Origin of the sequence: Variovorax sp. 679 (genome assembly GCF_003952185.1) — a bacterium.
Lineage (GTDB): Bacteria > Pseudomonadota > Gammaproteobacteria > Burkholderiales > Burkholderiaceae_C > Variovorax.
On the sequence record NZ_RXFS01000008.1, the window covers coordinates 223843 to 249210 of the forward strand.

Genomic DNA, 25368 nt, shown 5'->3' on the forward strand with positions numbered 1-25368 from the left:
ACTTCCATGCAAGACATCCTGATCAACTGGTCTCCGCAGGAGACCCGCGTGGCGCTGATCGAGCACGGCGCGGTGCAGGAGCTGCACGTCGAGCGCACGCTGGAGCGCGGGCTGGTCGGCAACATCTACCTCGGCAAGGTGTCGCGCGTGCTGCCGGGCATGCAGTCGGCCTTCATCGACATCGGCCTGGAGCGCACAGCCTTCCTGCACGTGGCCGACATCGTGGCGCCGTTCACGCCGGGCTCGCGGCCCAGCGCGCCGGCGCCCGAGCGCGACCATCGCAACGGCGGGCCGATGGTGCCCATCGAGAAGCAGGTGTTCGAGGGCCAGTCGCTGCTGGTGCAGGTCATCAAGGACCCCATCGGCACCAAGGGTGCGCGGCTCTCGACGCAGATCAGCATCGCCGGGCGGCTGCTGGTGTTCCTGCCGCAGGACAACCACATCGGCGTGTCGCAGAAGATTCCGTCGGACCAGCGCGAGTCGCTGCGCAACCGCATGCTGGCGCTGATAGAGGCCGCCGCGGCCGCCGATAGCGGCGGCGTGGTGCCGGCCAACACGGGCGGCTTCATCCTGCGCACGAACGGCGAGGACTCGAGCGACGCCGAACTGGCCGAAGACATCGCCTACCTGCGCAAGACCTGGTCGCGCATCCGCGAGGCCTCGATGCGCATGCCGCCGATGTCGCTGCTGCACCAGGACCTGAGCCTATTGCAACGCGTGCTGCGCGACATGACCGGCGAGGAAACGCAGACCATCCGCATCGATTCGCGCGAGCAGTTCGACGTGCTGCTGAAGTTCGGGCTCGAGTTCATGCCCAAGGCGGCCGGCAAGCTGCAGCACTACAAGGGCGAGCGGCCGATCTTCGACCTGTATTCGGTGGACGAGGAAATCGCGAAGGCGCTGGGCCGGCGCGTCGATCTCAAGTCGGGCGGCTACCTCGTGGTCGACCAGACCGAGGCGCTGACCACGGTGGACGTGAACACCGGCGGTTTCGTCGGCGCGCGCAACTTCGACGACACCATCTTCAAGACCAACCTCGAGGCGGCGCAGGCCATTGCGCGCCAACTGCGGCTGCGCAACCTGGGCGGGATCATCATCGTCGACTTCATCGACATGGGGCGCGACGACCACCGCGAGCAGGTGCTGGCGGAGTTTCGCAAGCAGCTCGCGCGTGACCGCGTGAAAACCACCGCGGGCGGCTTCTCGCAGCTGGGGCTGGTGGAGATGACGCGCAAGCGCACCCGCGAATCGCTGGCGCACATGCTCTGCGAGCCCTGCGTGGCCTGCGGCGGGCAAGGCATTGTGAAGACCGCGCGCAGCGTGGCCTACGACGTGATGCGCGAGATCCTTCGCGAGGCGCGGCAGTTCACGCCGCGCGAGTTCCGCATCGTCTCTTCGCCGCAGGTGATCGAACTCTTCCTCGACGAGGAAAGCCAGCATCTGGCGGGGCTGAGCGACTTCATCGGCAAGCCGATCTCGCTGCAGGCCGAGCCGGCGATCGGGCAGGGGCAGTACGACATCGTGCTGCTCTGAGGCAGCACCGGCCGGTCAGAGCGTCGGATCCTGCCCCGGCGGGGCGCTGCGTACCGCCAGCGTCTGCAGCCGCGCATAGAGCCCGTCGAGCGCCATGAGCTGTTCGTGGCTGCCTTGCTCGGCAATGCGGCCTTGCTCCATCACGATGATCCGGTCGGCATGCTGGATGGTCGAGAGGCGGTGCGCCACGATCAGCGTGGTGCGGTTCTGCATCAGGCGCTGCAGGGCGTCCTGCACCAGCCGCTCGGATTCGGTGTCGAGGGCCGAGGTGGCTTCGTCGAGTAGCAGCACGGGCGCATTCTTGTAGAGCGCGCGGGCAATGGCGAGGCGCTGGCGCTGGCCGCCCGAGAGCTGCGTGGCGTTGTGGCCCAGCACCGTGTCGATGCCTTGCGGCAGGTTCTCGACGTGCGAGCTCAGGTTGGCCGCCTCTATGCATTGCAGAACGCGCTCGCGGTCGATCTCGGCGCCCAGCGCCACGTTGGCCGCCAGGGTCTCGTTGAGCATCACCACGTCCTGGCTCACCATCGCGAACTGGGATCGCAGGCTCTTGAGTTGCCATTCGCTGGTGTCGTGCCCGTCCAGCAGCACCTGGCCGCCGCTGGGCTGCACGAAACGCGGCAGCAGGTTGACCAGCGTGGTCTTGCCCGAACCCGAGGGGCCGACGAAGGCCACCACCTGGCCCGGCTCGATGACCAGGCTCACGCCGTCGAGCGCGCGCTGCTCGTCGTCGCCGCGGTAGCTGACCCGCACGTCGCGCAGCTCGATGCGGCCCTGGGCATGCTCGATGCTGAACGTGCCCTGCGATTCGGGCGCCACCTCGTCGACGAGGATCAGCCCGCGCTCCAGCGCGGCAAGGCCGCGCGTGATCGGGCCAGCCACTTCGGCAAGACGGCGGATGGGGGCGATCAGCATCAGCATGGCCGTGATGTAGGCGACGAAGCCGCCCACGGTGAAACCCTGCTTGCCGCTCTGCCAGAGCGCGATCATCACCACCACCGAGAGCGCCAGTGATGCCATCATCTGCGTGAGCGGCGTGGTGGCCGCCTGCGCGATGGTCGACTTCACGGCCAGCCGGTTCAGGCGCTGGCTCAGCTGCTCGAAGCGGCGGCCCTGCGCGCCTTCAGCGCCATGCAGCCGCACCATGCGATGCGCGAGCACGTTTTCCTCGACCACGTAGGCCAGTTCGTCGGTGGCCTGCTGGCCCTGCTGGGTCAGGCGATAGAGCCGCTTGGAGAACACCTTCATGATCCAGGAGATGCTGGGCACCAGGAAGGCGACGATCAGGGTGAGCTTCCAGTTCAGGTAGACCAGATAGCCGAGCAGCGCGACCAGCGTGAAGCCGTCGCGCGAGAGCCCGAGCAGGGCTTGCACCAGCAGCATCGCGCCGGTCTGCACTTCGTAGACCACCGTATTCGACAGGGCGCTGGCCGACTGCCGGGCGAACAGCGCGAGCTCGGCGCCGAGCAGCCGCTCGAACAGCACCCGGCGCAGCTTCTGCATGCCTTCGTTGGCGATGCGCGAAAGCGCGTACTGGGAGATGAACTGGGCGATGCCACGCACTGCGAAAAGCAGCAGCACGGCGGCGGGCACGAACCACAGCGGCATCTCGCCGCGCGTGAAGCCCCGGTCGAGCAGGGGCTTCAGCAGGGCCGCCATCAGCGGTTCTGTGATGGCCGCCAGCAGCGCCCCGCTCAATCCGAGTGCCCACCATTGGCGGGAGCCGCCAAACCAGGTCATGAGTCGCGCCAGACGGCGCATCAGGGGAGGGCGCGCGGTATCGCCGCCGGGGGATGCTTGCATGGCGGCGGATTCTACGGGGCCCCCTGTGCGAGGCTCGCCGTGGCGTGCCTGTAGGACCATGCCGACGCATAAACGTTTTGTGACGGCGGCCCCGAGCCAGTGTGTAACATGTGGCCCGTTGAAGCCGGGGAGAACTTTTCACCCGGAAACCTCTCCGAACCGCATGAACAAGCCGTTGCCAACTCCAATTCCAACTCCTTCTTCATCGTTATTTGCACGCCGCACAGTCATCGCGGCCCTCGCTGCCACCCCCATGATTCCTGCACTGGCCCAGTTCCGGGTCGAGGTCTCGGGCGTCGGGCTCACGCAGCTGCCGATCGCGCTCGCCCCCTTCAAGGGCCAGGAATCGTCTCCCCAGAAGATCTCGGACATCGTCCAGGCCGACCTGGAACGCAGCGGCCAGTTCCGCGGTGTCGATGCCTCCGGCCAGGTGCTCGACGAGGCCTCGCGCCCCGACATGTCGCCGTGGCGCCAGCGCAAGGCCGATTCGCTCGTGGTGGGCAGCGTCAACAGGCTGGCCGATGGCCGCTTCGACGTGCGTTTCCGCCTGTGGGACGTGGTGAAGGAACAAGACCTGGGCGGCCAGAGCTACACCGTGCCCCAAGGCGACCTGCGCCTTGCCTCGCACCGCATCGCCGACTACGTCTACGAGAAGCTGACCGGCGAGAAGGGCATCTTCTCGACCCGCATCGCGTACGTCACGAAGGCCGGCAGCCGCTATTCGCTGTGGGTGGCCGATGCCGACGGCGAGAACGCCCAGGCCGCGCTCGCCAGCCCCGAACCCATCATCTCGCCCTGCTGGTCGTCCAACGGCCAGCAGCTGGCGTACGTGTCGTTCGAGTCGCGCAAGCCCGTGGTGTACGTGCACAACGTGGCCACTGGCCAGCGCCGCCTGCTCGCCAACTTCAAGGGCTCCAACAGCGCCCCGGCCTGGGCGCCCGACGGCAACTCGCTGGCCGTCACGCTCAGCCGCGACGGCGGCTCGCAGCTGTTCTCCATTCCGGCCAGCGGCGGCGAACCGCGCCGCCTGACGCAAAGCTCCAGCATCGACACCGAACCGGTGTACTCGGCCGACGGCGGCACCATCTATTTCGTGAGCGACCGCGGCGGCGCTCCCCAGATCTACAAGATGAGCGCCGGCGGCGGCAGTCCGACCCGGGTGACCTTCAGCGGCACCTACAACATCTCTCCGTCTGTCAGCGGCGACGGCCGGTGGTTGGCCTACATCTCCCGTGTGGGCGGCGCCTTCAAACTCCATGTGATGGAGTTGGCCACCGGCAATGTCAGCGCGATCACCGACACCTCCGCGGACGAAAGTCCGAGTTTTGCTCCGAACAGCAAGCTGATCGTCTACGCAACGCAGCTGCAGGGCCGCGAAGCCCTGATGACGACCACGCTCGATGGAAAAATAAAGGCACGACTGGCGGGACAGGCGGGAGACATCAGGGAACCGGACTGGGGTCCGTTTCAAAAGCAATGACTAAGGTTTATTTGAGGAGTTTTCAAAAATGTTGAAACGTACGATCTATTCGCTGGCCATCGTGGCTCTCATCGCCGGTTGCTCGTCGGGCACCAAGCTCAACGAAACGCCGGTGACCGACCGCACCGGCACGGCCGGCGGCCAGCAAGGCGCGAGCACCGTGACGCCTGTCACCATCGATCCCAACGCGGGCACCGCGCAAGGTCCGGTGGGCGTGGCGCGCATCGTCTATTTCGACTACGACAGCTACACGGTCAAGCCCGAGTTCCAGTCGCTGATCGACGGCCACGCCAAGTTCCTGAAGGCCAATCCGCAGCGTCGCATCTCGATCGAAGGTCACACCGACGAGCGTGGCGGCCGCGAGTACAACCTTGCGCTGGGCCAGAAGCGTTCCGAAGCCGTGCGTCGCGCACTGACCCTGCTGGGCGTGAACGACAACCAGATCGAGGCCGTGAGCTTCGGCAAGGAAAAGCCTGCCGTCACGGGCTCGGGTGAAGAAGTGTGGGCGCAGAACCGTCGCGCCGAAGTCCGCTACACCCGGTGATGCCACGCGCTCTACTGCGAGGCTCGGCGCTGGCCGCGGCCCTGCTTTGCGTCTCGGCGGCGTCGCATGCCGCGCTGTTCGAGGATGACGAGGCTCGCCGCGCCATCCTCGACCTGCGCCAGCGCGTCGAGGCCATGCGCCAGCAGACCGACCAGCGGCTGACCGACGAAAACGGCCAGCTGCGCCGCAGCCTGCTCGATCTGCAGAACCAGATCGAGCAGATGCGTGGCGACCTCGCGCGCATGACCGGCCAGAACGAGCAGCTCACGCGCACGTTGAGCGAAATGCAGTCGCGCCAGACCACCATCGACGACAAGCTCAAGCAGAGCGAGCCATCGAAGGTGTCGGTGGACGGCCGCGAGTTCAATGCCGACCCGAAGGAAAAGGCCGACTTCGAGGCCGCCCTCGGCGTGTTCCGCTCGGGCCAGTTCGCGCAGGCGCAGACCGCGTTCGCCGAGTTCGTCAAGCGCTACCCGCAAAGCGGCTACAACGCCTCGGCGCTGTTCTGGCTGGGCAATGCGCAGTACGCCACGCGCAACTACAACGAGGCCATCGCGAACTTCCGCTCCATGCTCTCGCTCGCGCCCGATCACGCCAAGGCTCCCGAGGCCGTGCTGTCGATCGCGAACTGCCAGATCGAGCTGAAGGACACACGTGCCGCGCGCCGCACGCTGGAAGACCTGACCAAGGCCTACCCGCAGTCCGAAGCCGCACAGGCCGGCCGCGAGCGTCTCTCGCGCCTGCGCTGATGCGGGCGGAGCATTCCGCTTGAGCGCCATCATCACTGCCGCTTTCACTCCTCCAGCCGCCGCGGATGTCGTCACCGACACCGCGGCGCCTGACTTTGCGCGCCGCTTCGGCGGGCTCGAGCGGCTCTACGGCGTGGCCGGTGCCGCGCGCATCCGCAACGCGCACGTGCTGGTCGTCGGCATCGGCGGTGTGGGATCGTGGGCGGTCGAAGCGCTGGCGCGCAGCGGAGTGGGGCGCTTGACCATGATCGACCTCGACCACGTGTCCGAGTCGAACATCAACCGCCAGATCCACGCGCTCGACGCGACGGTGGGTCAGGCCAAGGTCGAAGCCATGCGCGATCGCATTGCGCAGATCAACCCTGAGTGCAAGGTGCAGGCCATCGACGATTTCGTCGAGCCCGGCAACTGGCTTTCGCTGCTGGAGGCGGCACAGGCCGCGAACGGACCGGCAACTGCCGTCATCGACGCCTGCGACCAGGTGAAGGCCAAGGTGGCCATGGCGGCATGGGCGCGTGCCTCGCGCAACGCGTTCGTCACGGTCGGCGCGGCGGGCGGCAAGCGGCAGGCGCACAAGGTCGACATCGAAGACCTGTCGCTCGTCACGCACGACCCGCTGCTGGCCCAGCTTCGCCAGCGCCTGCGCAAGGAACACGGTGCTCCGCGCGAGGGCCGCAAGATCGGCGTTGCCTGTGTCTTCAGCCGCGAAAGCGTGGCGCCGCCGGACGCCTCGTGCGCCATTGAAAGCGGCGACGGTTCGCTCAACTGCCACGGCTACGGATCGGTGGTCAGCGTGACCGCGACGTTCGGTCAATGCGCGGCGGGTTGGGTTCTGGACAAAATCGCCTCCAACCTCGCGCTATAATCTTTGGCTTTGCCGGATATCACTTCGGTAAAGAGCGAAAAATGGTTCCGGGACGTTAGCTCAGTTGGTAGAGCAGCGGACTTTTAATCCGTTGGTCACTGGTTCGAATCCAGTACGTCCTACCAGACCCTCTTCGAGATCCTCAAGTGCCTCAGGCGCTTGAGGATTTTTTTATGGCCGGTGCGAAATCCAAGGCAACCCATCTCAGGACACGGCAGTGATTCTTGCGGTTGATGTCGGGTTGATGTCGACTACCGGGGAACCGGCGGCGTGGCTGCCGGCGTGCTGCTTCGGTGCTGGAGCGATGCCGCCCCGTCGCGAGAGATCGTCGTGCGCGTTCCTTCCGTAGACGAGTACGTCCCAGGCGAGTTCTTCCGGCGCGAACTGCCGTGCATCGAGGCAGTGCTGAAGGAGATCGACGAACCCCTCGAATGCATCGTGATCGACGGCTACGTCACCCTCGGCGATCCGCCGCGGGACGGGCTTGGTGCCGCGCTCTGGCACAAACTCGAGCGCAGGGTGCCGGTCGTCGGCGTGGCGAAGACGAAGTACCTTGGTGTCCCGCAGGAGGCTTTTCTTTTCCGCGGAGGCAGCAGTCGGCCGCTGTTCGTCACGGCAGCCGGGATGACAAGCGACGAAGCGAAGCGCCGAGTGCTTTCCATGGCGGGAAAGTACAGGCTGCCGGACGTGCTCAAGCACGTCGACGGCGTCGCCCGAAGAGGCGCGTGATCCGGTTCCGACTTACGAAATCAGCTTCTCGCTGTCGACGTCGAAGAAAACGACCTTCGAGAGATCGATGGCGAAGCGCGTTCGCACACCGGCCGACAGCGCCACGTCCGGCGGCAGGCGAGCCGTGAAGTCATGGCCATCGATGTCGAGCAGCACCAGCGTATCGGCGCCGGTCGGCTCGACCACTTGCACGCGCGCTTCCAGATGGCAATGCGAGGGCCCGGGTGCCGTGCCTGGAGCTGCCAGATCCACGGCCTCGGCGCGCAGTCCGACGATGACATCTTTTCCGGCTCTGACCGCCTCCGGTACAGCCGACATCATTTCCAGCGGCAGATTGATCGCTGTCGCTCCGACGCTACCGTCTCCGGCAACGATGCGCAGCTCCCCATGCCGCTCGTTCGCCATCCGCATCTTCAGCAGATTCATCCGCGGCGAGCCCATGAACCCCGCCACGAAGGTGTTCGCCGGCCGGTTGTAGACCTCGTGCGGCGTACCAAGCTGCTGCAGCACGCCGCCCTTCATCACGGCGATGCGTGTGGCCAGCGTCATGGCCTCGATCTGGTCGTGCGTAACGTAGACGATGGTGGCGTTCAGCCGCTGGTGCAGTTTCTTGATCTCGGTGCGCATGTCCAGCCGCAGCTGGGCGTCGAGATTCGACAGCGGTTCGTCGAAGAGGTAGAGCTGCGGCTCGCGCGCCAGTGCGCGTCCGATGGCCACGCGCTGGCGCTGGCCGCCCGAGAGCTGGCGTGGCTTGCGGTCCATCAAGTGGCCGATCTGCAGCAGCTCGCCGACCTTCTTCACGCGCTCGGCACGCGCAGCCTTGTCGACCTTGCGCATCTCCAGCGGAAACTCGATGTTCTTCGCCACCGTCATGTTCGGGTAGAGCGCGTACGACTGGAACACCATCGAGATGTTGCGCTCGGCCGGCGCGGCATGCGTGATGTCGCCGCCGTTGAGCTGCAGCCGGCCTTCGGTGGGCTCCTCGAGGCCCGCAATGATGTTCATCAGCGTGCTCTTGCCGCAGCCCGAGGGGCCGACGAGCACGAGGAACTCGCCGTCTTCCAGCGCGATGGAGATGTCGTGCAGGATGTGCACGGGGCCGAAGCTCTTGCGGATGCCAATCAAGTCCAGAGAAGCCATTAACCAACCTAACCTTTGACCGAGCCGGCCATGAGGCCGCGCACGAAGTACTTGCCGGAAACCAGATACACGATGAGCGTCGGCAGCGCCGCGATGAAGGCGCCCGCGAAATGCACGTTGTATTCCTTCACCCCCGTGGAGCTGTTGACGAGGTTGTTCAGCGCCACGGTGATGGGGAAGGAGCTGTAGTCGCTGAACGAGGCCCCGAACAGGAACTCGTTCCAGATGTTGGTGAACTGCCAGATCACCGTCACCACGATGATCGGCGTGCTGTTGGGCAGAAGGATGCGCCACAGCACGCCGAAGAAGCCCGCGCCGTCCATGCGTGCCGAGCGCACCAGCTCCTGCGGAAACGCGGCGTAGTAGTTGCGGAAGAAGAGGGTGGTGAAGCCGATGCCGTACACCGTGTTGACGAACACCAGTCCCGTCACCGTGCCCGCGATGCCCAGCAGGCCCAGCGTCTTGGCCATCGGGATCAGCACGATCTGGAACGGGATGAACACCGAGAACAGCATGGCTGCAAACAGCAGGTGCGCGCCACGCACCCTGAACTGCGTGAGGATGTAGCCGTTCACCGCGCCGATCAGCGTCGACAGCACCACGCCCGGCACCACCAGCAGGAACGAGTTGATGAAGTAGGGCTTCAGCCCTGTGGGCTGCACGCCGATCTGCGCGGTGCTCCATGCGGCGCGCCAGGGCGCGAGGGTCCAATCGACCGGCAGCGCCATCAGGTTGCCGCTGCGGATCTCGTCGAGCGGCTTCAGCGAGTTGACGACCATCACGTACACCGGCATCAGGAACACCAACGCCATCACGGCCAGCAGCGCATAGAGCGCGAAACGCAACGAGCGCTCAGCCATTCCGGGCTCCCTGCATCTCGCGCAGCAGGTAGGGCACGACGACGATGCTGATCGCGACCAGCATCAGCACCGAACTCGCGGCGCCCACGGCCATCTCGTTGCGCGCGAAGGTGTACTGGTACATGAAGACCGAAGGCAGCCAGGTCGAGCGGCCCGGCCCGCCGTTGGTCAGCGCGATCACGAGGTCATAGGACTTGATCGCCATGTGCGCCAGGATCACGAAGGCCGAGACGAACACCGGCCCCAGCTGCGGGATCACGATGCGCAGGTAGATCTGCCAGGTGCGCGCGCCGTCGACGCGCGCGGCGCTGATCTGCTCGCTGTCCACGCCGCGCAGGCCGGCGAGGAACATCGCCATCACGAAGCCCGAGGTCTGCCACACGGCGGCGATGACCACGCAGTAGATGGCCATCTCGCCGTCCTTGATCCAGTCGAAGGAGAAGCTGCTCCAGCCCAGGCTCTGCAGCGTGTGCTCCAGGCCCACGCCGGGGTCGAGCAGCCATTTCCAGGCCGTGCCGGTGACGATCAGCGAAAGCGCCATCGGGTAGAGGAAGATCGAACGCAGCACGCCCTCGGCACGGATCTTCTGGTCGATCAGGATCGCCAGCCCGAGGCCCAGTGCCATCGCGATGACGATGTAGAGGCTCGCGAAGATCGCGAGGTTGCGCAGCGACACCTCCCAGTTCTCCAGGCCGAGCAACCGCTCGTAGTTGGCCGTGCCTGCCCACTCGGCGGTGGGCAGCATGGTCGACGCCGTGAACGACAGGTACACCGTGAACATGATGTACCCGTACACGCAGACCAGCACCAGCACGGCGCTGGGGCTCAGCAGGAGCCGGGGAAGCAGGTTGTTGGCTTTCAAGTGCGGCAAGGATCAGTTCTTCGCCGCCGATGCCAGTGCCGCAACGGCCTTCTTGTCGTCGAGCTGCCCGTTGAAGTGCCTCGTGATCACGTCGTAGAACGCGTTCTTGATCGACGCCGGCACCGCGTGCCCGTGCGCCATCGAGCCCACCAGCGTGTTGCCCTGGCTGGCATCGGCAACGTCCTTGATGGCCTTCTTGCCGCAGGCGTCGAAGGCGGTGTCGGGCACGTCGGTGCGCGCGGGCGCCGAGCCCTTCACCACGTTGAAGGCCGACTGGAAGCCCGGCTCCATGATCGCGGCGGCCAGCTTCTGCTGCGCGGCCTCCTTGTCGGCGTCCTTCATCTTGAACATCACGAACTGGTCGGTGTTGAAGGTGACCACGCCCTGCGTGCCCGGAAAGCGGAAGCAGGCGAAGTCCTTGCCCGGCACCTGCTTGGCGTTGACGAACTCGCCCTTGGCCCAGTCGCCCATCACCTGAAAGCCGGCCTTGCCGCCGATCACCATGCCCGAGGCGACGTTCCAGTCGCGGCCCGAGAAGTCCTTGTCCACCAGCTTGCGAAGCTGGCTCATGCGCTGGAAGACCTTCTCCGTGGTCGGCGAGGCGATGGTCTTGCCGTCGAGCTCGATGAAGACCTTGCGGTAGTAGTCGATGCCGCCGGTCGAGAGCGCCACGCTCTCGAACAGCGTCGCGTCCTGCCAGGGCTGGCCGCCGTGCGCGATGGCGACGAAGCCGGCCTTCTGCACCTTCTCGGCGGCGGCGATGAATTCGTCCCAGGTCTTCGGCTCGGCCGTCACGCCGGCCTTGGCCAGCACCGCCTGGTTGGCCCAGACCCAGTTGGTCGAGTGGATGTTGACCGGCGCGGCGATCCACTTGCCGTTGTACTTCGAGAACTTCTGCAGCGCGGGTGGCACCACCTTGTCCCAGCCGCCTTTCTGGGCAAGCGTGTTCAGGTCGGCCACCACGCCCTGCTTGCCCCAGTCGAGGATGTCGAAGCCCAGCATCTGCGAGGCGGTGGGCGGGTTGCCCGAGGTCACGCGCGCCCGCAGGGCCGTCATGGCGGCTTCGCCGCTGCCGCCGGCCACGGGCATGTCGTTCCACTTCACGCCTTGCTTCTCGAGGTTGCCCTTGAGCACGTTGAGCGCGCCGGCCTCGCCGCCGGAGGTCCACCAGTGCAGGACTTCCACGCTTTGCTGCTGGGCCATGGCGGCGCCGCTTCCCATGGCGAGGCAGAGGGCGGCAATGGTGAATCGGGATGTGTTCATCTGCATGTCTCTTCTGTTGTCTTGATTGCTGGAATCCGGGGCCGGCGGCAGTTTAGGCAGCCCCCTCGGGGCTGCGCGCTGTGATTTCCCGGACGAAAGACGGCGTTGCGAGCGCAACAAGAGCGCTGCCAGGAGGGTGTGCGGAATCGCCATCCGCTCACTCCCACCAGGCTTCCATCTGGATGCCGAAGATGGTGGCGCTGCGCCGGCCGTTGGCGCCGAAGGTGCCGGCGTTGGCATCGGCGGCGGCCTTGTTCCAGCTCGCCCGCGTGGCATAGAGGCGGAATTCGGGGCGGGTCCAGAAATCGGTGTTCGGCGAGAAAGCCACCGCGATCGTGCCCTTGTTCAGCGTCTGGCGGGCCTGCCCGTCGCTGCTGCGCCGCGTCGTGCCCAGCTCGGCCAGCAGCTTCGTGTACTTGGCGATCCCGTACGACACACGCCCGCCGAGCGTGAAGTCGCGCGTCTCGGGCCCGTCGTCCGGGCGCGTGGTCTGGTAGCCGATCAGCGTCTGGCCGCCGAAGCGCCCGATCTGGAAGTCCATCGAGTCCAGGATGCGGCGCTGCTTCGCGCCCGCCTGCGGCGTCACCACCGTGCGCTCCACCAGCGGTGCGAACAGGAAGGTGTTCGAGCTGCCGAAGCCCGGCGGCAGCAGCAGCCCGGTGGTCGTCGTGCTGTTGTCCAGGTTGTAGAACTTGCCGCTCAGGGATGCGTGGCCGTTGGATGCCTGCGCGATGAAGATGTTGTTCAGCCCCGGCACCAGGAAGTTCTTCTGGATGTGCATCAGCCCCAGCGCGCCGCCGTCCTTGCCCTTGGCGAAGTTGCCCGAGATCAGCCCGCCCGTGATGGTGAGCTTGCCGTCCGGATTGGTGGGAATGTCGCGCCACTGCACGTTGATGCGCTTGGCGTTGTTGGGGTTGCCGCTCTTGTTGTCCACCGAGTCGGCCGTGTGCACCGCCACGTTCAGGCGCCCGAGGCCGCCCAGCGGGATGTCGTCGATGCCGGCGCCGTAGTTGTCGCCGTCCTCCACCACCCACTTGTCCACGATGTGCACGTCCTGGATGCGGTGGTAGCGCTGGCCGGCCCACAGCGTGGCGCTGTTGCCGAAGATGCCGCTGAGAGAGAAGTAGGCTTGGGCGGTGCCGCTCTTGCCGTTGTAGATCGTGGGCATGTAGAACACGCCCCACTTGATGCCGTCGCCCAGGTCGAAGCGCTTGCCGATGCCGAACTCGAGGTAGTTGTCGCCCTCGTTGCCCAGGCGGTACTTCTGCAGGTCGCCGCCCAGGGAGTAGCCGCCCTTGGGCGCACCCTTGGGGGAACTGTAGAAGCCGCCGCGGCCGTAGCCCCAGAACTCCAGGCCGGTGGCGTCGTTGACCTTCTTGACGAAGTCCTTGGTGGGGTCGGACTTCACGGTGGCCTCGGGCGGGGCGTCCGTCGGCGTGTCGGCGGTCTGGGCCTGCGCCAGGCCATGCAGGCTGCCCAGCAGCACGACGGCCGCGGCGGCGATTCGGTTCAGCTTGAGTTTCACGGGTGTCTCCTTGGTCAGGTCGGTTGTTGTGAATGCGTGAAAGGTGGGCGTCTGGTTGCTGCGGGCAAAAGCTCTCCCGCACCGGCCGAAACCGGCGGTGTCGTGTCCAGACGAAAGAAAGGGGGAAGGCGGGGAGGGGGCGGCGCTATCGCTTCATCGAGCGAAAGGCTGGGCGGTCGTCAAGGCAAGGGAAGGGAACATGAGGAGTACGCACCATGGCGGAACGGGGCCTGTACTCAGGCATCCGCCGGTTGTGCATGCAGGTCGCTGCCATGTGCTGTCTCCTCTTGTTGTGCTGCGTCTCGTTGTCAGAAGGCCGGCCTTCCGAGGGGGCCTGACGTGTGACGGCACGCAGTGTAGGAGCGCGATTTAGTACGACATCTTGTGATTTCCCGGACGAAACACAGCGTTGCCAACGCAAAAAGCGCCGGGGTGCGGGGCCTTCAGGCCATGTGAGGCGAGGCTTCAGCCGCCGGTGCTGGCCCGCACGATCAGCTCGACCGGCAGGGTGTTGAGCCTGGGCATGGAAGAGCCCTGCATCACCAGCTCGACGCCGAAGCGGCCGAGCTCCTGCCGGTCCACGCGCAAGGTCGTGAGCGGCGGGTTGGCCTGTGCGGCGGCGAGTGTGTCGTCGAAGCCGACGATGGCGATGTCCTCCGGCACCGACAGGCCCGCCTGCTGGCAGGTCCGCAGCGCCGCCAGCGCCGCGGCGTCGTTGTACGCGAACACCGCGTCGGGCGGCTTGCGCAGCCGCAGCAGCTGCTGCATTGCGGCCGATGCGCCCAGGTCGTGCAGCTGCCCGGTGGGCGCCACCACTTCCAGCTCGGGGTCGGCCAGGATGCCCGCCTCGAACAGCGCGCGGCGATAGCCTTGTGCGCGCTCCAGGATGCTCACGTGCGCCAGCGAGCCCGCGATGTAGGCGACGCGCTTGCGCCCGATGTCCAGCAGGTGCCGCGTGGCCATGTAGCCGCCCATCGCGTTCTCGGGGTTCACCGAGGGCAGGTCGCCCTGCGAGAAGTCGATCAGCGCAATCGGCAGCTCGAGTCCCGCCACCATGTCGAGCACCTCGCTCTCGAAGTAGCCGGCCGCGAGGATCATGTCGGGCTCGTGCATGCGCAGCTGCTCACGGATCGGGTCCGTCGGCCCGCAGGTCAGCAGCGTGGGCACGATGCCGAACTTGCGGCACGCCTCCTCGACGCCATGCAGCACGTCGGAGAAGAAGGGGTTGGTCGAGAAGTGGCTGTGCTGCCTGTGCACCATGAAGGCCAGCTGCTTGGCCTTGGCGCCGCGCAGCCGCGCGGCGTTGTAGCCGATGTCGCGCGCCACCTGGCGGATCATGCGGCGCGTGTCGTCCGACAGGCCGCGCTGGTTTTTCAAGGCACGCGATACGGTGCTGATCGAGACGCCGGAAGCCTCGGCCACATCGCGGATGGTTACGGGCATGAGTCTCCTTGTCCTTGGTGATGTTGTCGCTGGGAGGGCGTCATTCTCATGGCGACGGAGCAGCGTTGTCGAGGCACTGCTGCACGCACGCGGCTTGCGGATGGCTTGCGCGCGGGAGGGGTAGCGCGCTGATTTGTTTCCCTGCCAGCGCCGTGTTTCGTCCGGGAAATCACAAGACCGCCTTCACCGGGGCCGTACATACACTGCGCCCGTTTGGCGCTCCGGCGACCGTGAGCGATGTACAGGCAACAGGGAGACATGCAGCATGGAAAAGAAGATCGCGTACAGCAGAACCATGGCCGCGAGCGTGATCGCCGCGTCGGTGCTGTGGGGTTGCGGCGGCGGCGGTTCGGGTGGCTTCTCGGTGCCCCTGACCCCGACGACGACAACGAACGGCTCCGACCCGGCGTCCACTGTCGGCACCGATACGAACCCGGTCCCCGACGCAGGCACGACGACACCGCAGCAGGAGAAACGCGTCGATATCGCCCTCACGGGCTACGTCGATCTCTTCGTCGGAACGAAGATCTCCAACACGGGAAGCGGCCATTCAGGCAACGTCAATCCCGGTGCGCAGACACCGTTCGGCATGGTGAGCTTCGGCCCCGACACCAGGGGCAGTGGATCGCCCTGGGGCTACGGCTCGGGCGGCTACTACTACGACGACGCGGCCATCCGCTACTTCAGCATGACCCACCTCAACGGACCCGGCTGCAGGGGGCAGGGCGCAGTGGCCATCCTGCCGAACAACGCCGGCACCGGCATTCCCTCGGGTGGCCTTGCGTACACCAAGGCGAACCAGTCGGCCAGCCCCGGCTACTACAAGGTCAAGTTCAACAACGGCATCACGAGCGAGCTGACCGCGATGACGCGCACCGGCATGGCCAGGATCAGCTACGCGGACAAGGACAAGGCCTTTCTCGCCATCGACTCCGCCCGCAACAACCCGAACCAGGACGGCGTTTCCTACACAGGCCTGACGGACGTCGCGCTGAGCGCCGACCGCAAGTCCGTATCGGGAACCGCCGTCGCCAACGAGTTCTGCGGCGGCACATGGAAGCAGCCCGTGTATTACTACGCGACCTTCGACAAGCCGCTGAAGGCGAGTTCCGCCATCTCGGGCAAGGCGGCGATCCTGCAGTTCGACCTGGCCGATGCCGATCTCACCGTGCAGGTGAGGGTGGGCATTTCCTCGGTCAGCACCACCAACGCGAAGAAGAACCTCGAGACGGAGAACCTCGACGCCTCCTTCGACACGGTAAGGACCGCGGCAGCGAACAACTGGAACAGCCGCCTCAACGTCGTGCAACTCGATCTTGCGAAGGAGGGCGAGATCGGCAAGCTCGACGCGAAGAAGCAGGACGACGCCACGACCCAGCTGAAGAAGTTCTACACCGCCCTCTACCGCGTCTACAGCGGCCCGACCGTCTACAGCGACGTCAACGGCGACTACCGCAGCATGAAGCAGGCCGATCTTTCGCAGTCGAACGACGTGCTCCCGGCCAGGGCGACGGAGAACGTCGCCAGCTACAAGTTCAAGCTCGATGGCAAGGACGCCGGCTACAAGACGCACTACAGCGGCTTCTCGATGTGGGACACCTACCGCAGCCAGGCCCAGCTGCTCGCCCTGATCGCGCCCGACGAGGCGAGCGAGATGATGCAGTCGCTGGTGGCCGACGCGCAGCAGTGCGGCGCCTTTCCCCACTGGGTGGACGGCAGCGAGGACACCACGCCGATGAACGGCGACCACGCGCCCACTGTCGTCGCAGGCTCCTACATGTTCGGCGCGCGCAAGTTCGACCTCGACACCGCCAGGAAGTACATGCTCCAGGCCGTCATGAATCCCAAGGGCCAGTGCAACGACAAGTTCTCCATCGGCAAGCCCGGCGACAGCCTGGCCGACTACATGAAGATCGGCTGGATTCCTTCCGACAGGGGCTACGACAACCCCTCGTCGACAACGCTGGAGGCCATCACCACCGACCGCTCCGTGGGCGCCTTCCTCGACGCGCTGCCCGCCACCAGGGCCACGGACAAGAGCGTGATCGACACGGTGTTCAAGCGGGCGGGCAACTGGCAGAACATCTTCGACGACACCAGCAAGACGCTGAAGTCGAAGACCGCGGCGGGCGACTGGAGCGACGGCGTCTTCCACGAATCGACCGAGGCCAACTACCTCTGGACCTTCGCGTACGACTGGACCCTTCTGGCCCGGAAGCTGGGCGGCAGGCAGGGCACGCTCGACCGGCTCGCAAAGCTGTTCTCGCTCGACGCGGCGGACCCGTTCAAAGGGACCGAGCCCAGCGGGCAGGACCTGAACGGCGGCGAAAACTCCGACGGCTACTACATCGGCAACGAGCCGGCGTTCCAGACACCGTGGGCCTACAACTGGATCGGTTCCGCCAAGTACGCGCAGTACATCATCCCGGTCATCCTGCGGAAGAACTTCAGCATCGATCCGGCCGGCCTGCCGGGCAACGACGACATGGGCGCGACCTCGGGTTGGTACGTGTGGGCCGCCATGGGCCTGTATCCGGTGATTCCTTCGGCGCCGGGGCTGGCCGTGTCCACGCCGCAGTTCTCTGGCATGACGCTCTGGCTGGGCAACGGGAAGAAGCTGCGGATCGAGGCCGACAGGCAGGCGCTGATCGACGATGTGCGCTACATCGGCGACATGAAGTTCAACGGCGCGGCCTATGCGGGCTCGTGGCTGCCGCTCGACAAGATCAAGGACGGCGGAACGCTTTCCTTCAAGCTGTCGACCACGCCTACAGACTGGGCCTCTGACCCCGCGCTGGCGCCGCCTTCCGGGCCGGCCGCGGACTACACCAAGACAACCGCCGCGGGTGCGATGTGAGCGGCCGGATTGGGTTCGCGGGCAAAGCTGCCCGGGCTGCCGCATTGCTCGTCGCGGCGTCGCTGTGGGGGTGCGGAGGCGGCTCCAGCAGCGGTCTCTCGATGCCGCTGCCGCAAGGCCAGAGCGGCTCGCCGTCCGGTGACCAGCAGCCGGTCGCGAACACGGACGCGCCGGCGTCATCCGTCACGAGCAACACGAGCGCAGGGGACGTCGCAAGCCGTGCAAAGCAGGACCTGGCGAACTACGTCAACACCCTGCGCGGCGCCCACTCCAACGCCTACATCTACGACGGCTACTCGCGTGGCAACACCTTCCCCGCCACGGCGGTGCCCTTCGGCTTCACGATGTGGTCGCCCGTCAATCGCATCGACCCCGACGACGAGAGCGCCGGCTGGAGCAACACCAAGCCCTATGACGGCTACATGGGCAACGACTTCTTCTACACATTCTTCGAGGACGAGAACAGCACCAAGCCGCTGGACCGCATCTTCGCGTTCGCGGCCGTCCACGAGGCAAGCCCGTGGATGGGCAACCGACAGTCGGTGCAGTTCATGCCTGTCACCCAGGTCGACAAGGCGGGCAAGCCTGTGCTGGACAAGGCATCGCGCGGCGAGAAGTTCAGCCACAGGAACGAGGTCGCCCGCGCGCACTACTACAGCGTGAGTTTCGACAACGGCACCCGAACCGAGATCACGCCCACCGACCATGCCGCGTACTTCCGCTTCACCGCGGCCGCGAACCAGCCTTCGCTGGCGGTGGTGTTCGATGTGTTCAAGGGCGTGTCGGGCTCGCTGACAGTAGACACCGCCAACGGCGTGGTGTCGGGCTACACGGACCAGGGCTCGCCGCGCATGTACTTCTACGCAGTGGCCGATGCGCCGGTGAAGGCTTCAGGCGCAGACTCCTTCCCGACGTGGCTGCGCTTCGACACTGCATCCGCCGGCAGGCAAGCGGTAGGCCTGAAGGTCGGAACCTCCTTCATCAGCGTGGAGCAGGCCAAGGCCAATCTCGCGCAGGAGATCGGCGCGAAGTCGTTCGACGACGTGCTGGCCGCGGCGAAGGACGCGTGGAACGAGAAGCTCAACACCATCCAGGTCGAGGGCGCGACGGAAGACCAGAAGACCATCCTGTACTCCAACATGTACCGGGCCTTCCTGTACCCCAACTCGGCCTGGGAGAACGTGAACGGCACGCCGTCGTACCTGAACCCCTACGTGAGCCCGATGACGGTGCGCCCAGGAAAGCTGTGGGTCAACAACGGCTTCTGGGACACCTACCGCACCACCTGGCCGCTCTACACGCTGCTGCTGCCGCAGCAGACCGGCGAGATGCTCGACGGCTTCGTCAACGGCTACAAGGACGGCGGCTGGACCACTCGCTGGGCCAGCCCGGGCTATGCCGACATGATGGTGGGGACCAATTCCGACATCATCCTTGCCGACGCGTACCTGAAGGGCGTGCGCAACTTCGACGTGAACGCGGCCTACGACTCGATGCTGAAGAACGCCTCTGTCTACAGCCCGAACAGCGACCGCGGCCGCAAGGGCATGGAGAAGACGCCTTTCTATGGCTACTCGACGGTCTACGACGAGTCCGTGTCGTGGTCGCTGGAAGGCTACGTGAATGACTTCGGCGTGAGCCAGATGGCGAAGGCGCTGAGCAAGGCCGACGACGCCGCCTACTTCGCCAACAGCGCGACCGGCTACGCCAACATCTTCGACGGCACGTCAACCGGAACCTGGGCCGGCGGCTGGTTCCGCGAGAAAGACACAGACGGCAGCTTCGGCGGCGGCGCGCCGAACCCGATGGCCTGGTACTACGGCTACACCGAGGGCAACGCCTGGACCTACGCCTTCGCGACGCCGCAGGACGGCCGGGGCCTGGCGAACCTGCATGGCGGGCGCGCCGGGCTCAAGGCGAAGCTGGATGCCTTCTTCACAACGAAGCCTGGTCTCGGCTACGACGGCACCGACCCGAACGGATCGCACACCGGCATCAAGCCCGAGATCAAGTCGGCTTACGACGTGGACGCGCTCGCGGGCGTCGGGCAGTACCAGCACTCCAACCAGCCGGTACACCACACGATCTACATGTACAGCCACGCGGGCAGTCCCGCCTCGGGGCAGAAGTACCTGCGCGACGTGATGGACAAGCTCTACTTCTCGGGCTTCGACAAGGACGGCAACTCGACGGGCGACGGCTACATGGGCGACGAGGACAACGGCGAGATGTCGGCCTGGTACGTGCTCAGCGCGATGGGCTTCTACCCCGCGTCCACCGGGCGGCCGGAGTACACGATAGGCGCGCCTTACTTCCCGAAGATGAGCGTGCTGGTGCGCAACGCGAAAGGCGAGGCCAAGGCCATCACCATTACCGCGCCCGGCGTGAGCAGCACGAATCGCTACGTACAGGGCCTGAAGCTCAACGGAGCCAGCATCACGCGCACCTACCTGACGCACGCGGAGCTGGTCGAGGGCGCGACGCTGGAGTTCCAGATGGGGCCGAATCCGTCGTCATGGGGCACGGGAGAAGCCGACGCACCGTCCTCGATCACGCAGGGTACGGCGAAGCCGGCGCCGCTGCAGTCGCTGCTGCCGACCACGGCCTTCGCTACCAGTGCGAGCAACCCGACGGGGCTGGAGAACCTGACCGACCGGACTTCGTTGACGGAGTGGAGCAGCGGCGCTTCCGGTGCTGCATGGGTGCAGGGCAGCACCACGGGGGCAGCCCGCACGGTGGCGATCTACACGCTCACCTCGAGCAACAAGACCGGGCAGGATCCGGCCGGCTGGACACTGAAAGGCTCCAACGACGGCATCAACTGGACCACGCTCGATACGCGCCAGGGCGAAGTGTTCGCCTGGCGCCGCCAGGTGCGGCCCTTCGTCGTGAAGACACCGGCAGCCTATTCGAACTACCGGCTGGAGATCGGCGGGAGCGGGGCGGTCAGCCTGTCGGAATTCGAACTGCTGGCCGCGCCCCGGTGAATCGGGCGGTCACCGGCGCGGTCATGCGCGCCGTGGCCTTGTAGGTGAAGTCATCCGGGCGCGAAGCGGCTACAGTCGTCGTTTCCCATTTCCAGCCCTGCTTGCCGCAACTGCTCTTTCCGATGCGCCCCTTCAGTGCTCTTTCAGTTCTTGTCCTGGCCGCATTGGCCGCCGGGTGTGTCACGCGAACGGCTCCCCGCTATACCTCGCTCGGCGACGGCGTCTACAAGTCGCCGACCGCGCAGGATGCCGAGAACTACTGCCGCAACTTCGGTGCGCCGATGCGCTACCTGGCCAACCGGGGAGCGGAAGACCAGGCGCAGGGCGTTCCCGCTGGAGAAGTCGTCTACCGCTGCGACTGAAAAAGCCGCGAAGAGAGACCAGAAAAAAAGCCCGCAGTCGAAGAGACTGCGGGCTTTTTTGCCGGATGGGCGAAGCGCTCAGGCTTCGGGGGCCACGGGCCCCGGGCCTTGCCCCGGAAGCGCTGCCGGTTCGGCAGCCGGGAGCGCTTCCTCCTTCTCATGCCGCGCCGCGATGAACAGGTACATCGCCGGCACCACGAACAGCGTGAACAGCGTGCCGATGGACAGCCCGCTGAAGATCACGATGCCCATCGCCTTGCGGCCGGCAGCGCCCGCGCCCGAGGCGATCACCAGCGGCAGCACGCCGAAGACCATGGCAGCGGTCGTCATCAGGATGGGGCGAAGACGCGTGCCGGCGGCCTCCACGATGGCGTCGAGCTTGCTCAGGCCCTGCTTCTGCAGGCGGTTGGCCACCTCGACGATCAGGATGCCGTGTTTGCTGATGAGGCCCATCAGCGTCACCAGGCCCACCTGCGTGTAGATGTTCATCGAGGCGAAGCCCCAGAAGATGAAGATCATGGCGCCGAAGAGCGCGAGCGGCACCGACACCAGGATCACCACCGGGTCGCGGAAGCTCTCGAACTGCGCCGCGAGCGCCAGGAACACGATGATCAGTGCGAACACGAAGGTGATGGCGAAGTTGCCCGACTCCTGCACGAACTGGCGCGACTGGCCCGAGTAGTCGACCGTGTAGCCGCTGGGCGCGAGCTGCTGCACCACGCCGCGCAGGTATTCCAGCGTTTCGCCCTGCGTGCCGCTGGGCACGCCCTGGATGGTCACGGAATTCAGCTGCTGGAAGTGATTCACCGTCTCGGGCTGCACGCTGTACTTCAGGCTCGCGACCGTGCTTGCCGGCACCACGCCGTTGGGGGTCTTGATGTAGAAGTTCAGCACGTCGGACGGATTCAGCCGGTCGACCTGCTGCACCTGCGGGATCACCTTGTACGAGCGGCCCGAGATAGAGAAGTAGTTGACGTAGCCGCCACCCAGCGCCGCGCCCATGGCGTTGCCCACGTCCTGCTGGGTGATGCCCAGCGTGGCGATCTTGTCGCGGTCGACCACCACGGTGGCCTGCGGCAGGTCGATCTTCAGGTCGGCGTCGACGTAGTAGAACTTTCCGTCGGCGCGCGCCTTGTCCATGATCTGCTGGGCCAGCGTGTTCAGGTTCTCGAAGGGCTCGGTCGTCTTGATGACGAACTGCACCGGCAGGCCCGAGGCGCCCGGCAGCGCCGGGAACTGGAAGGCCACCACCTTCGCGCCGGCAATGCCGTTCCAGCGCTTCTGCAGGTCGGTCTGGATGTCGTGCGCGCTGCGCGTGCGCTGGTCCCAGGGCTTGAGCAGCACGCCCGCGATGCCGGCGTTGGTGCTGGGTACGCCGGTCAGCTGGAACAGCTGCGCGTACTCGGGCGTGTCGTGCGCGATCTTGAAGATCTGGTCCGCGTAGGTCTGCATCTGGTTGATGGTGGCCGTGGGCGCGCCCACCACCTGCGACAGCACGATGCCCTGGTCTTCCTCGGGCGCCAGCTCCGATTTCGACATCTTGAACATCACGAACAGCAGCGCCACCAGGATCGCGCCCATGACGATCATCACCGGCCAGGTCTTCAGCACGCCGCGCAGTATGAGCTGGTAGCGGTGGTGCACGCGCTCGAAGACGTGCTCGATCTTCATCGCGAACTTGCCGGTGTCCTGCTCGGGCTTGAAGAAGCGCGAGCACATCATCGGCGACAGCGTGAGCGCCACGATGCCCGACACCACCACCGAGCCCGCGAGCGTGAACGCGAATTCGGTGAAGAGCGAGCCGGTGAGCCCGCCCTGGAAGCCGATGGGCACGTACACCGCCACCAGCACCACCGTCATGGCCAGGATGGGTCCGCCCAGCTCGCGCGCCGCGAGCAGCGAAGCCTGCATCGGAGACTTGCCCTCGCGCATGTGCCGGTCGACGTTTTCCACCACGATGATCGCGTCGTCCACCACCAGCCCGATCGCCAGCACCAGCGCCAGCAGCGTGAGCAGGTTGATGGAATAGCCCAGCACCAGCATGATGAAGAAGGTGCCGATCAGCGACAGCGGCATGGCGATCACCGGCACCACCACCGCGCGCAGGCTGCCCAGGAAGAGGTAGATCACCACCGTCACGATGATCAGCGCCTCCACCAGCGTCTTGATCACTTCGCTGATCGATGTGTTGATGAAGTCGGTCGAGTCGTAGACGATCTTGCCCGTCAGCCCGGTGGGCAGCTGGGCCTGCAGGTCGGGGAACACGGTACGCACCTGCTTGGCCACCTCGAGGATGTTGGCCTCGGGCGCGACCTTGATGCCGATGAACACCGAGCGCACGCCGTTGAAGGCCACGTTGAAGTCGTAGTTCTCCGACCCCAGCGTCACGTTGGCCACGTCCTGCAGCCGCACGATGGCGCCGTTGCTGCTCTTGATGGACAGCTGCTTGAACTCGTCCACGCTGTGCAGCGAGGTGCCGGCCGTGAGCGGCACGCTCACCATCTGGCCCTTGCTCTGGCCGACGGCGGCGAGGTAGTTGTTGGCGGAAAGCGCCGCGCTCACGTCGGTGGCGGTCACGCCGTAGGCGGCCATCTTCTGCGCGTCGAGCCAGGCCCGCAGCGCGAAGGTGCGCGCGCCGAGGATTTCGGCGGTCTGCACGCCCGGAATGGCGTTGAGCTTGGGCTGCACCACGCGCACCAGGAAGTCGGTCACGTTGTTGTTGGGCAGCGTGTCGCTGTAGAAGCCGATGTACATCGCATCGGTGGTCTGGCCCGTGGCTACGGTGAGCACCGGCTGCTGCGCCTGCGGCGGCAGCTGGTTGCGCACCGAGTTCACCTGCGTGTTGATCTCGGTCAGCGCGCGGTTCGAGTCGTAGTTCAGCCGCAGCGTCGCGGTGATGGTCGATACGCCCAGGCTGCTCGAGGACGACAGGTAGTCGATGCCCTGCGCCTGCGACACGGCGGCCTCCAGCGGCTGCGTGATGAAGCCCGCGACCGTGGCAGCGTCGGCGCCGTAATAGGCGGTGCTGATGGTGACCACGCCGTTCTCGGTCTTCGGGTACTGGTTGACCGGCAAGCCGGCCAGGGCGCGCAGCCCCAGCACCACGATCAGCATGCTCACCACCATCGCCAGCACCGGCCGGCGGATGAAGATGTCGGTGAAGTTCATGCGGGCGACCTCACTTTTCCTGCGGCGTCGGCGCCGGGTTGTTGGCGGGCTGGACGCTGTTGTCCACCACCACCGGCGTGCCGTTCTTCAGCTTGTTCTGCCCGCTGCTCACCACCACCTGGCCGGCAGTGAGGCCCTTGACGATGGCGATCTGGTCTCCGCGCGTCGCCCCGGTCTCGACGAAGACCTGTTGCGCGACGAGCTGCTTGGCACCCGAGGGACTGGCCGGCTGGGCGGGCGCACCTGCGGCACCCTCCTTGGGCGGCTCGGCTTCCTTCACCACGTACACGGTCGAGCCGTACGGGTTGTAGGTGACGGCGGTGGACGGCAGCGTGAGCTGCTCCTGCACGCCGCCGACGTCGATCTTCACGTTCGCGAACATGCCGGGCAGCAGGATCTGCTTGGGGTTCGAGATGGTGGCCTCGACCTGCACGTTGCGCGTGGCGGCGTCCACCTTCGGGCTGATCGCGTTGATCTTGCCGCTGAAGGCCTGACCCGGGAAGGTGTCGACGCTCAGGTTCACCATCTGGCCCACCGCCAGCCCCGCGAGCTGCTGCTGCGGCAGGGCGAAGTCGACGTAGATCGGGTCCAGCGTCTGCAGCGTGACGAGCTTGTCGCCTGCGTTCACGTACTGGCCGGGGTTCAGCGCGGTGATGCCGAGGCGGCCCGAGAAGGGCGCGCGGATCGACTTCTTCGCCACCACGGCGGCCTGCTGCTCGACCTGAGCGCGCTTGGCCTTCAGGTCGTTGGTGTCGGCGTCGATCTGCGCCTGGCTCACGGCCTGCACCGCGAGCTGCGCCTGGTCGCGCTTGAGCACGATGGCGGCCTGCGCGGCTGCAGCTTCGGCAGAGTGAAGCAGGGCGATGTCGGAGTCGGCGTTGAGCTCGACCAGCAGCGCGCCGGCCTTCACGTCCTGTCCCGACTTGAAGTGCACCGTGCGCACCAGCCCCGCCACTTCGGTGCTAAGGTCGGCGCCGCGCACCGGGTTCAGCGTGCCGACCGCGGTGAACTGCGACTGCCACTGCAGCTTCTGCACCTCGGTCGTCGACACGGTCTGCGGCGCCGGCTTGGGAACGGCGGCGATCAGCGCGCGGATCTGCAGGACTTTGCCGAGCGCGAGCGCGGCGACCAGCAGCAGCACGCAGCCGATCATGATGATCATTCTCCGGGTCATAGGTAGGCTTTTCTTCGTGTTGTCGTT

At 66.1% G+C, this 25368-nt stretch carries 17 protein-coding genes, 1 tRNA gene and 1 pseudogene; 10 read left to right on the forward strand and 9 right to left on the reverse strand.

The annotated features are described in order from the left end of the window. Positions 1 to 6: 6 nt before the first annotated feature. Entirely contained in the window at positions 7 to 1533 is a 1527-nt protein-coding gene (gene rng, locus EJO71_RS21990; protein WP_125950788.1) for a ribonuclease G, read from the forward strand. A gap of 15 nt (positions 1534 to 1548) precedes the next feature. Here rng and msbA read toward each other — a convergent pair whose 3' ends face one another. Beyond that, positions 1549 to 3333: a lipid A export permease/ATP-binding protein MsbA gene (gene msbA, locus EJO71_RS21995; protein ID WP_125950789.1), complete on the reverse strand. Its 1785-nt coding sequence runs from the start codon at positions 3331 to 3333 to the stop codon at positions 1549 to 1551. A 253-nt stretch (positions 3334 to 3586) separates the two neighbouring features. Here msbA and tolB point away from each other — a divergent pair, with 253 nt between their 5' ends. From tolB to EJO71_RS22025, 6 genes and pseudogenes are all read left to right on the forward strand, one after another. Then, a complete protein-coding gene (gene tolB, locus EJO71_RS22000; RefSeq protein ID WP_240651474.1) occupies positions 3587 to 4813 on the forward strand; it encodes a Tol-Pal system beta propeller repeat protein TolB in 1227 nt (408 codons plus the stop codon). 28 nt (positions 4814 to 4841) lie between these two features. Further along, the gene (pal, locus tag EJO71_RS22005) at positions 4842 to 5357 is read left to right on the forward strand and encodes a peptidoglycan-associated lipoprotein Pal (RefSeq protein WP_125950791.1); all 516 of its coding nucleotides are present in this window, start codon (positions 4842 to 4844) and stop codon (positions 5355 to 5357) included. After that, a complete protein-coding gene (gene ybgF, locus EJO71_RS22010) occupies positions 5357 to 6106 on the forward strand; it encodes a tol-pal system protein YbgF (protein ID WP_125950792.1) in 750 nt (249 codons plus the stop codon). The genes pal and ybgF overlap by 1 nt, the downstream gene beginning before the upstream one ends. Before the next feature lie 19 nt (positions 6107 to 6125). Further along, positions 6126 to 6971: a tRNA threonylcarbamoyladenosine dehydratase gene (locus EJO71_RS22015; RefSeq protein WP_125950793.1), complete on the forward strand. Its 846-nt coding sequence runs from the start codon at positions 6126 to 6128 to the stop codon at positions 6969 to 6971. A 49-nt stretch (positions 6972 to 7020) separates the two neighbouring features. Next, a tRNA-Lys gene (locus tag EJO71_RS22020) sits at positions 7021 to 7096 on the forward strand. 127 nt (positions 7097 to 7223) lie between these two features. Next, positions 7224 to 7700, forward strand: a pseudogene (locus EJO71_RS22025) (endonuclease V); the annotation flags it as partial. Positions 7701 to 7712: 12 nt separating this feature from the next. Here EJO71_RS22025 and EJO71_RS22030 read toward each other — a convergent pair. The 6 genes from EJO71_RS22030 to EJO71_RS22055 form a co-directional block, all read right to left on the reverse strand. Next, a complete protein-coding gene (locus EJO71_RS22030; RefSeq protein ID WP_125950795.1) occupies positions 7713 to 8840 on the reverse strand; it encodes an ABC transporter ATP-binding protein in 1128 nt (375 codons plus the stop codon). An 8-nt stretch (positions 8841 to 8848) separates the two neighbouring features. Further along, positions 8849 to 9700, reverse strand: a complete 852-nt coding sequence (locus EJO71_RS22035) for a carbohydrate ABC transporter permease (RefSeq protein WP_125950796.1) — start codon at positions 9698 to 9700, stop codon at positions 8849 to 8851. After that, positions 9693 to 10562 (reverse strand): sugar ABC transporter permease, encoded by an 870-nt coding sequence (locus tag EJO71_RS22040; RefSeq protein WP_125950797.1) that lies wholly within the window; start codon positions 10560 to 10562, stop codon positions 9693 to 9695. The genes EJO71_RS22035 and EJO71_RS22040 overlap by 8 nt, the downstream gene beginning before the upstream one ends. A 12-nt stretch (positions 10563 to 10574) precedes the next feature. After that, entirely contained in the window at positions 10575 to 11783 is a 1209-nt protein-coding gene (locus tag EJO71_RS22045) for an ABC transporter substrate-binding protein (protein ID WP_125950979.1), read from the reverse strand. 199 nt (positions 11784 to 11982) lie between these two features. Continuing rightward, positions 11983 to 13350: a carbohydrate porin gene (locus EJO71_RS22050; protein ID WP_206169042.1), complete on the reverse strand. Its 1368-nt coding sequence runs from the start codon at positions 13348 to 13350 to the stop codon at positions 11983 to 11985. 465 nt (positions 13351 to 13815) lie between these two features. Then, positions 13816 to 14793, reverse strand: coding sequence for a LacI family DNA-binding transcriptional regulator (locus EJO71_RS22055; RefSeq protein ID WP_125950798.1), 978 nt, complete (start codon positions 14791 to 14793; stop codon positions 13816 to 13818). 265 nt (positions 14794 to 15058) lie between these two features. On the opposite strand from EJO71_RS22055, the gene EJO71_RS22060 reads away from it, so the two are divergent. The 3 genes from EJO71_RS22060 to EJO71_RS22070 all read left to right on the forward strand — a co-directional run bounded on the left by EJO71_RS22060 (position 15059) and on the right by EJO71_RS22070 (position 20999). Beyond that, positions 15059 to 17650 carry a GH92 family glycosyl hydrolase gene (locus EJO71_RS22060; RefSeq protein WP_240651475.1) on the forward strand — a complete coding sequence of 864 codons (2592 nt, stop codon included), beginning with the start codon at positions 15059 to 15061 and terminating at the stop codon, positions 17648 to 17650. 101 nt (positions 17651 to 17751) lie between these two features. Then, a complete protein-coding gene (locus tag EJO71_RS22065) occupies positions 17752 to 20637 on the forward strand; it encodes a GH92 family glycosyl hydrolase (RefSeq protein WP_125950799.1) in 2886 nt (961 codons plus the stop codon). A gap of 122 nt (positions 20638 to 20759) precedes the next feature. Continuing rightward, entirely contained in the window at positions 20760 to 20999 is a 240-nt protein-coding gene (locus EJO71_RS22070) for a hypothetical protein (RefSeq protein ID WP_125950982.1), read from the forward strand. Between the two features lie 78 nt (positions 21000 to 21077). Here EJO71_RS22070 and EJO71_RS22075 read toward each other — a convergent pair whose 3' ends face one another. Both EJO71_RS22075 and EJO71_RS22080 read right to left on the reverse strand, forming a co-directional pair. Continuing rightward, positions 21078 to 24167, reverse strand: coding sequence for an efflux RND transporter permease subunit (locus EJO71_RS22075; protein WP_125950800.1), 3090 nt, complete (start codon positions 24165 to 24167; stop codon positions 21078 to 21080). 10 nt (positions 24168 to 24177) lie between these two features. After that, the gene (locus EJO71_RS22080) at positions 24178 to 25329 is read right to left on the reverse strand and encodes an efflux RND transporter periplasmic adaptor subunit (RefSeq protein ID WP_171022454.1); all 1152 of its coding nucleotides are present in this window, start codon (positions 25327 to 25329) and stop codon (positions 24178 to 24180) included. Positions 25330 to 25368: the final 39 nt, after the last annotated feature.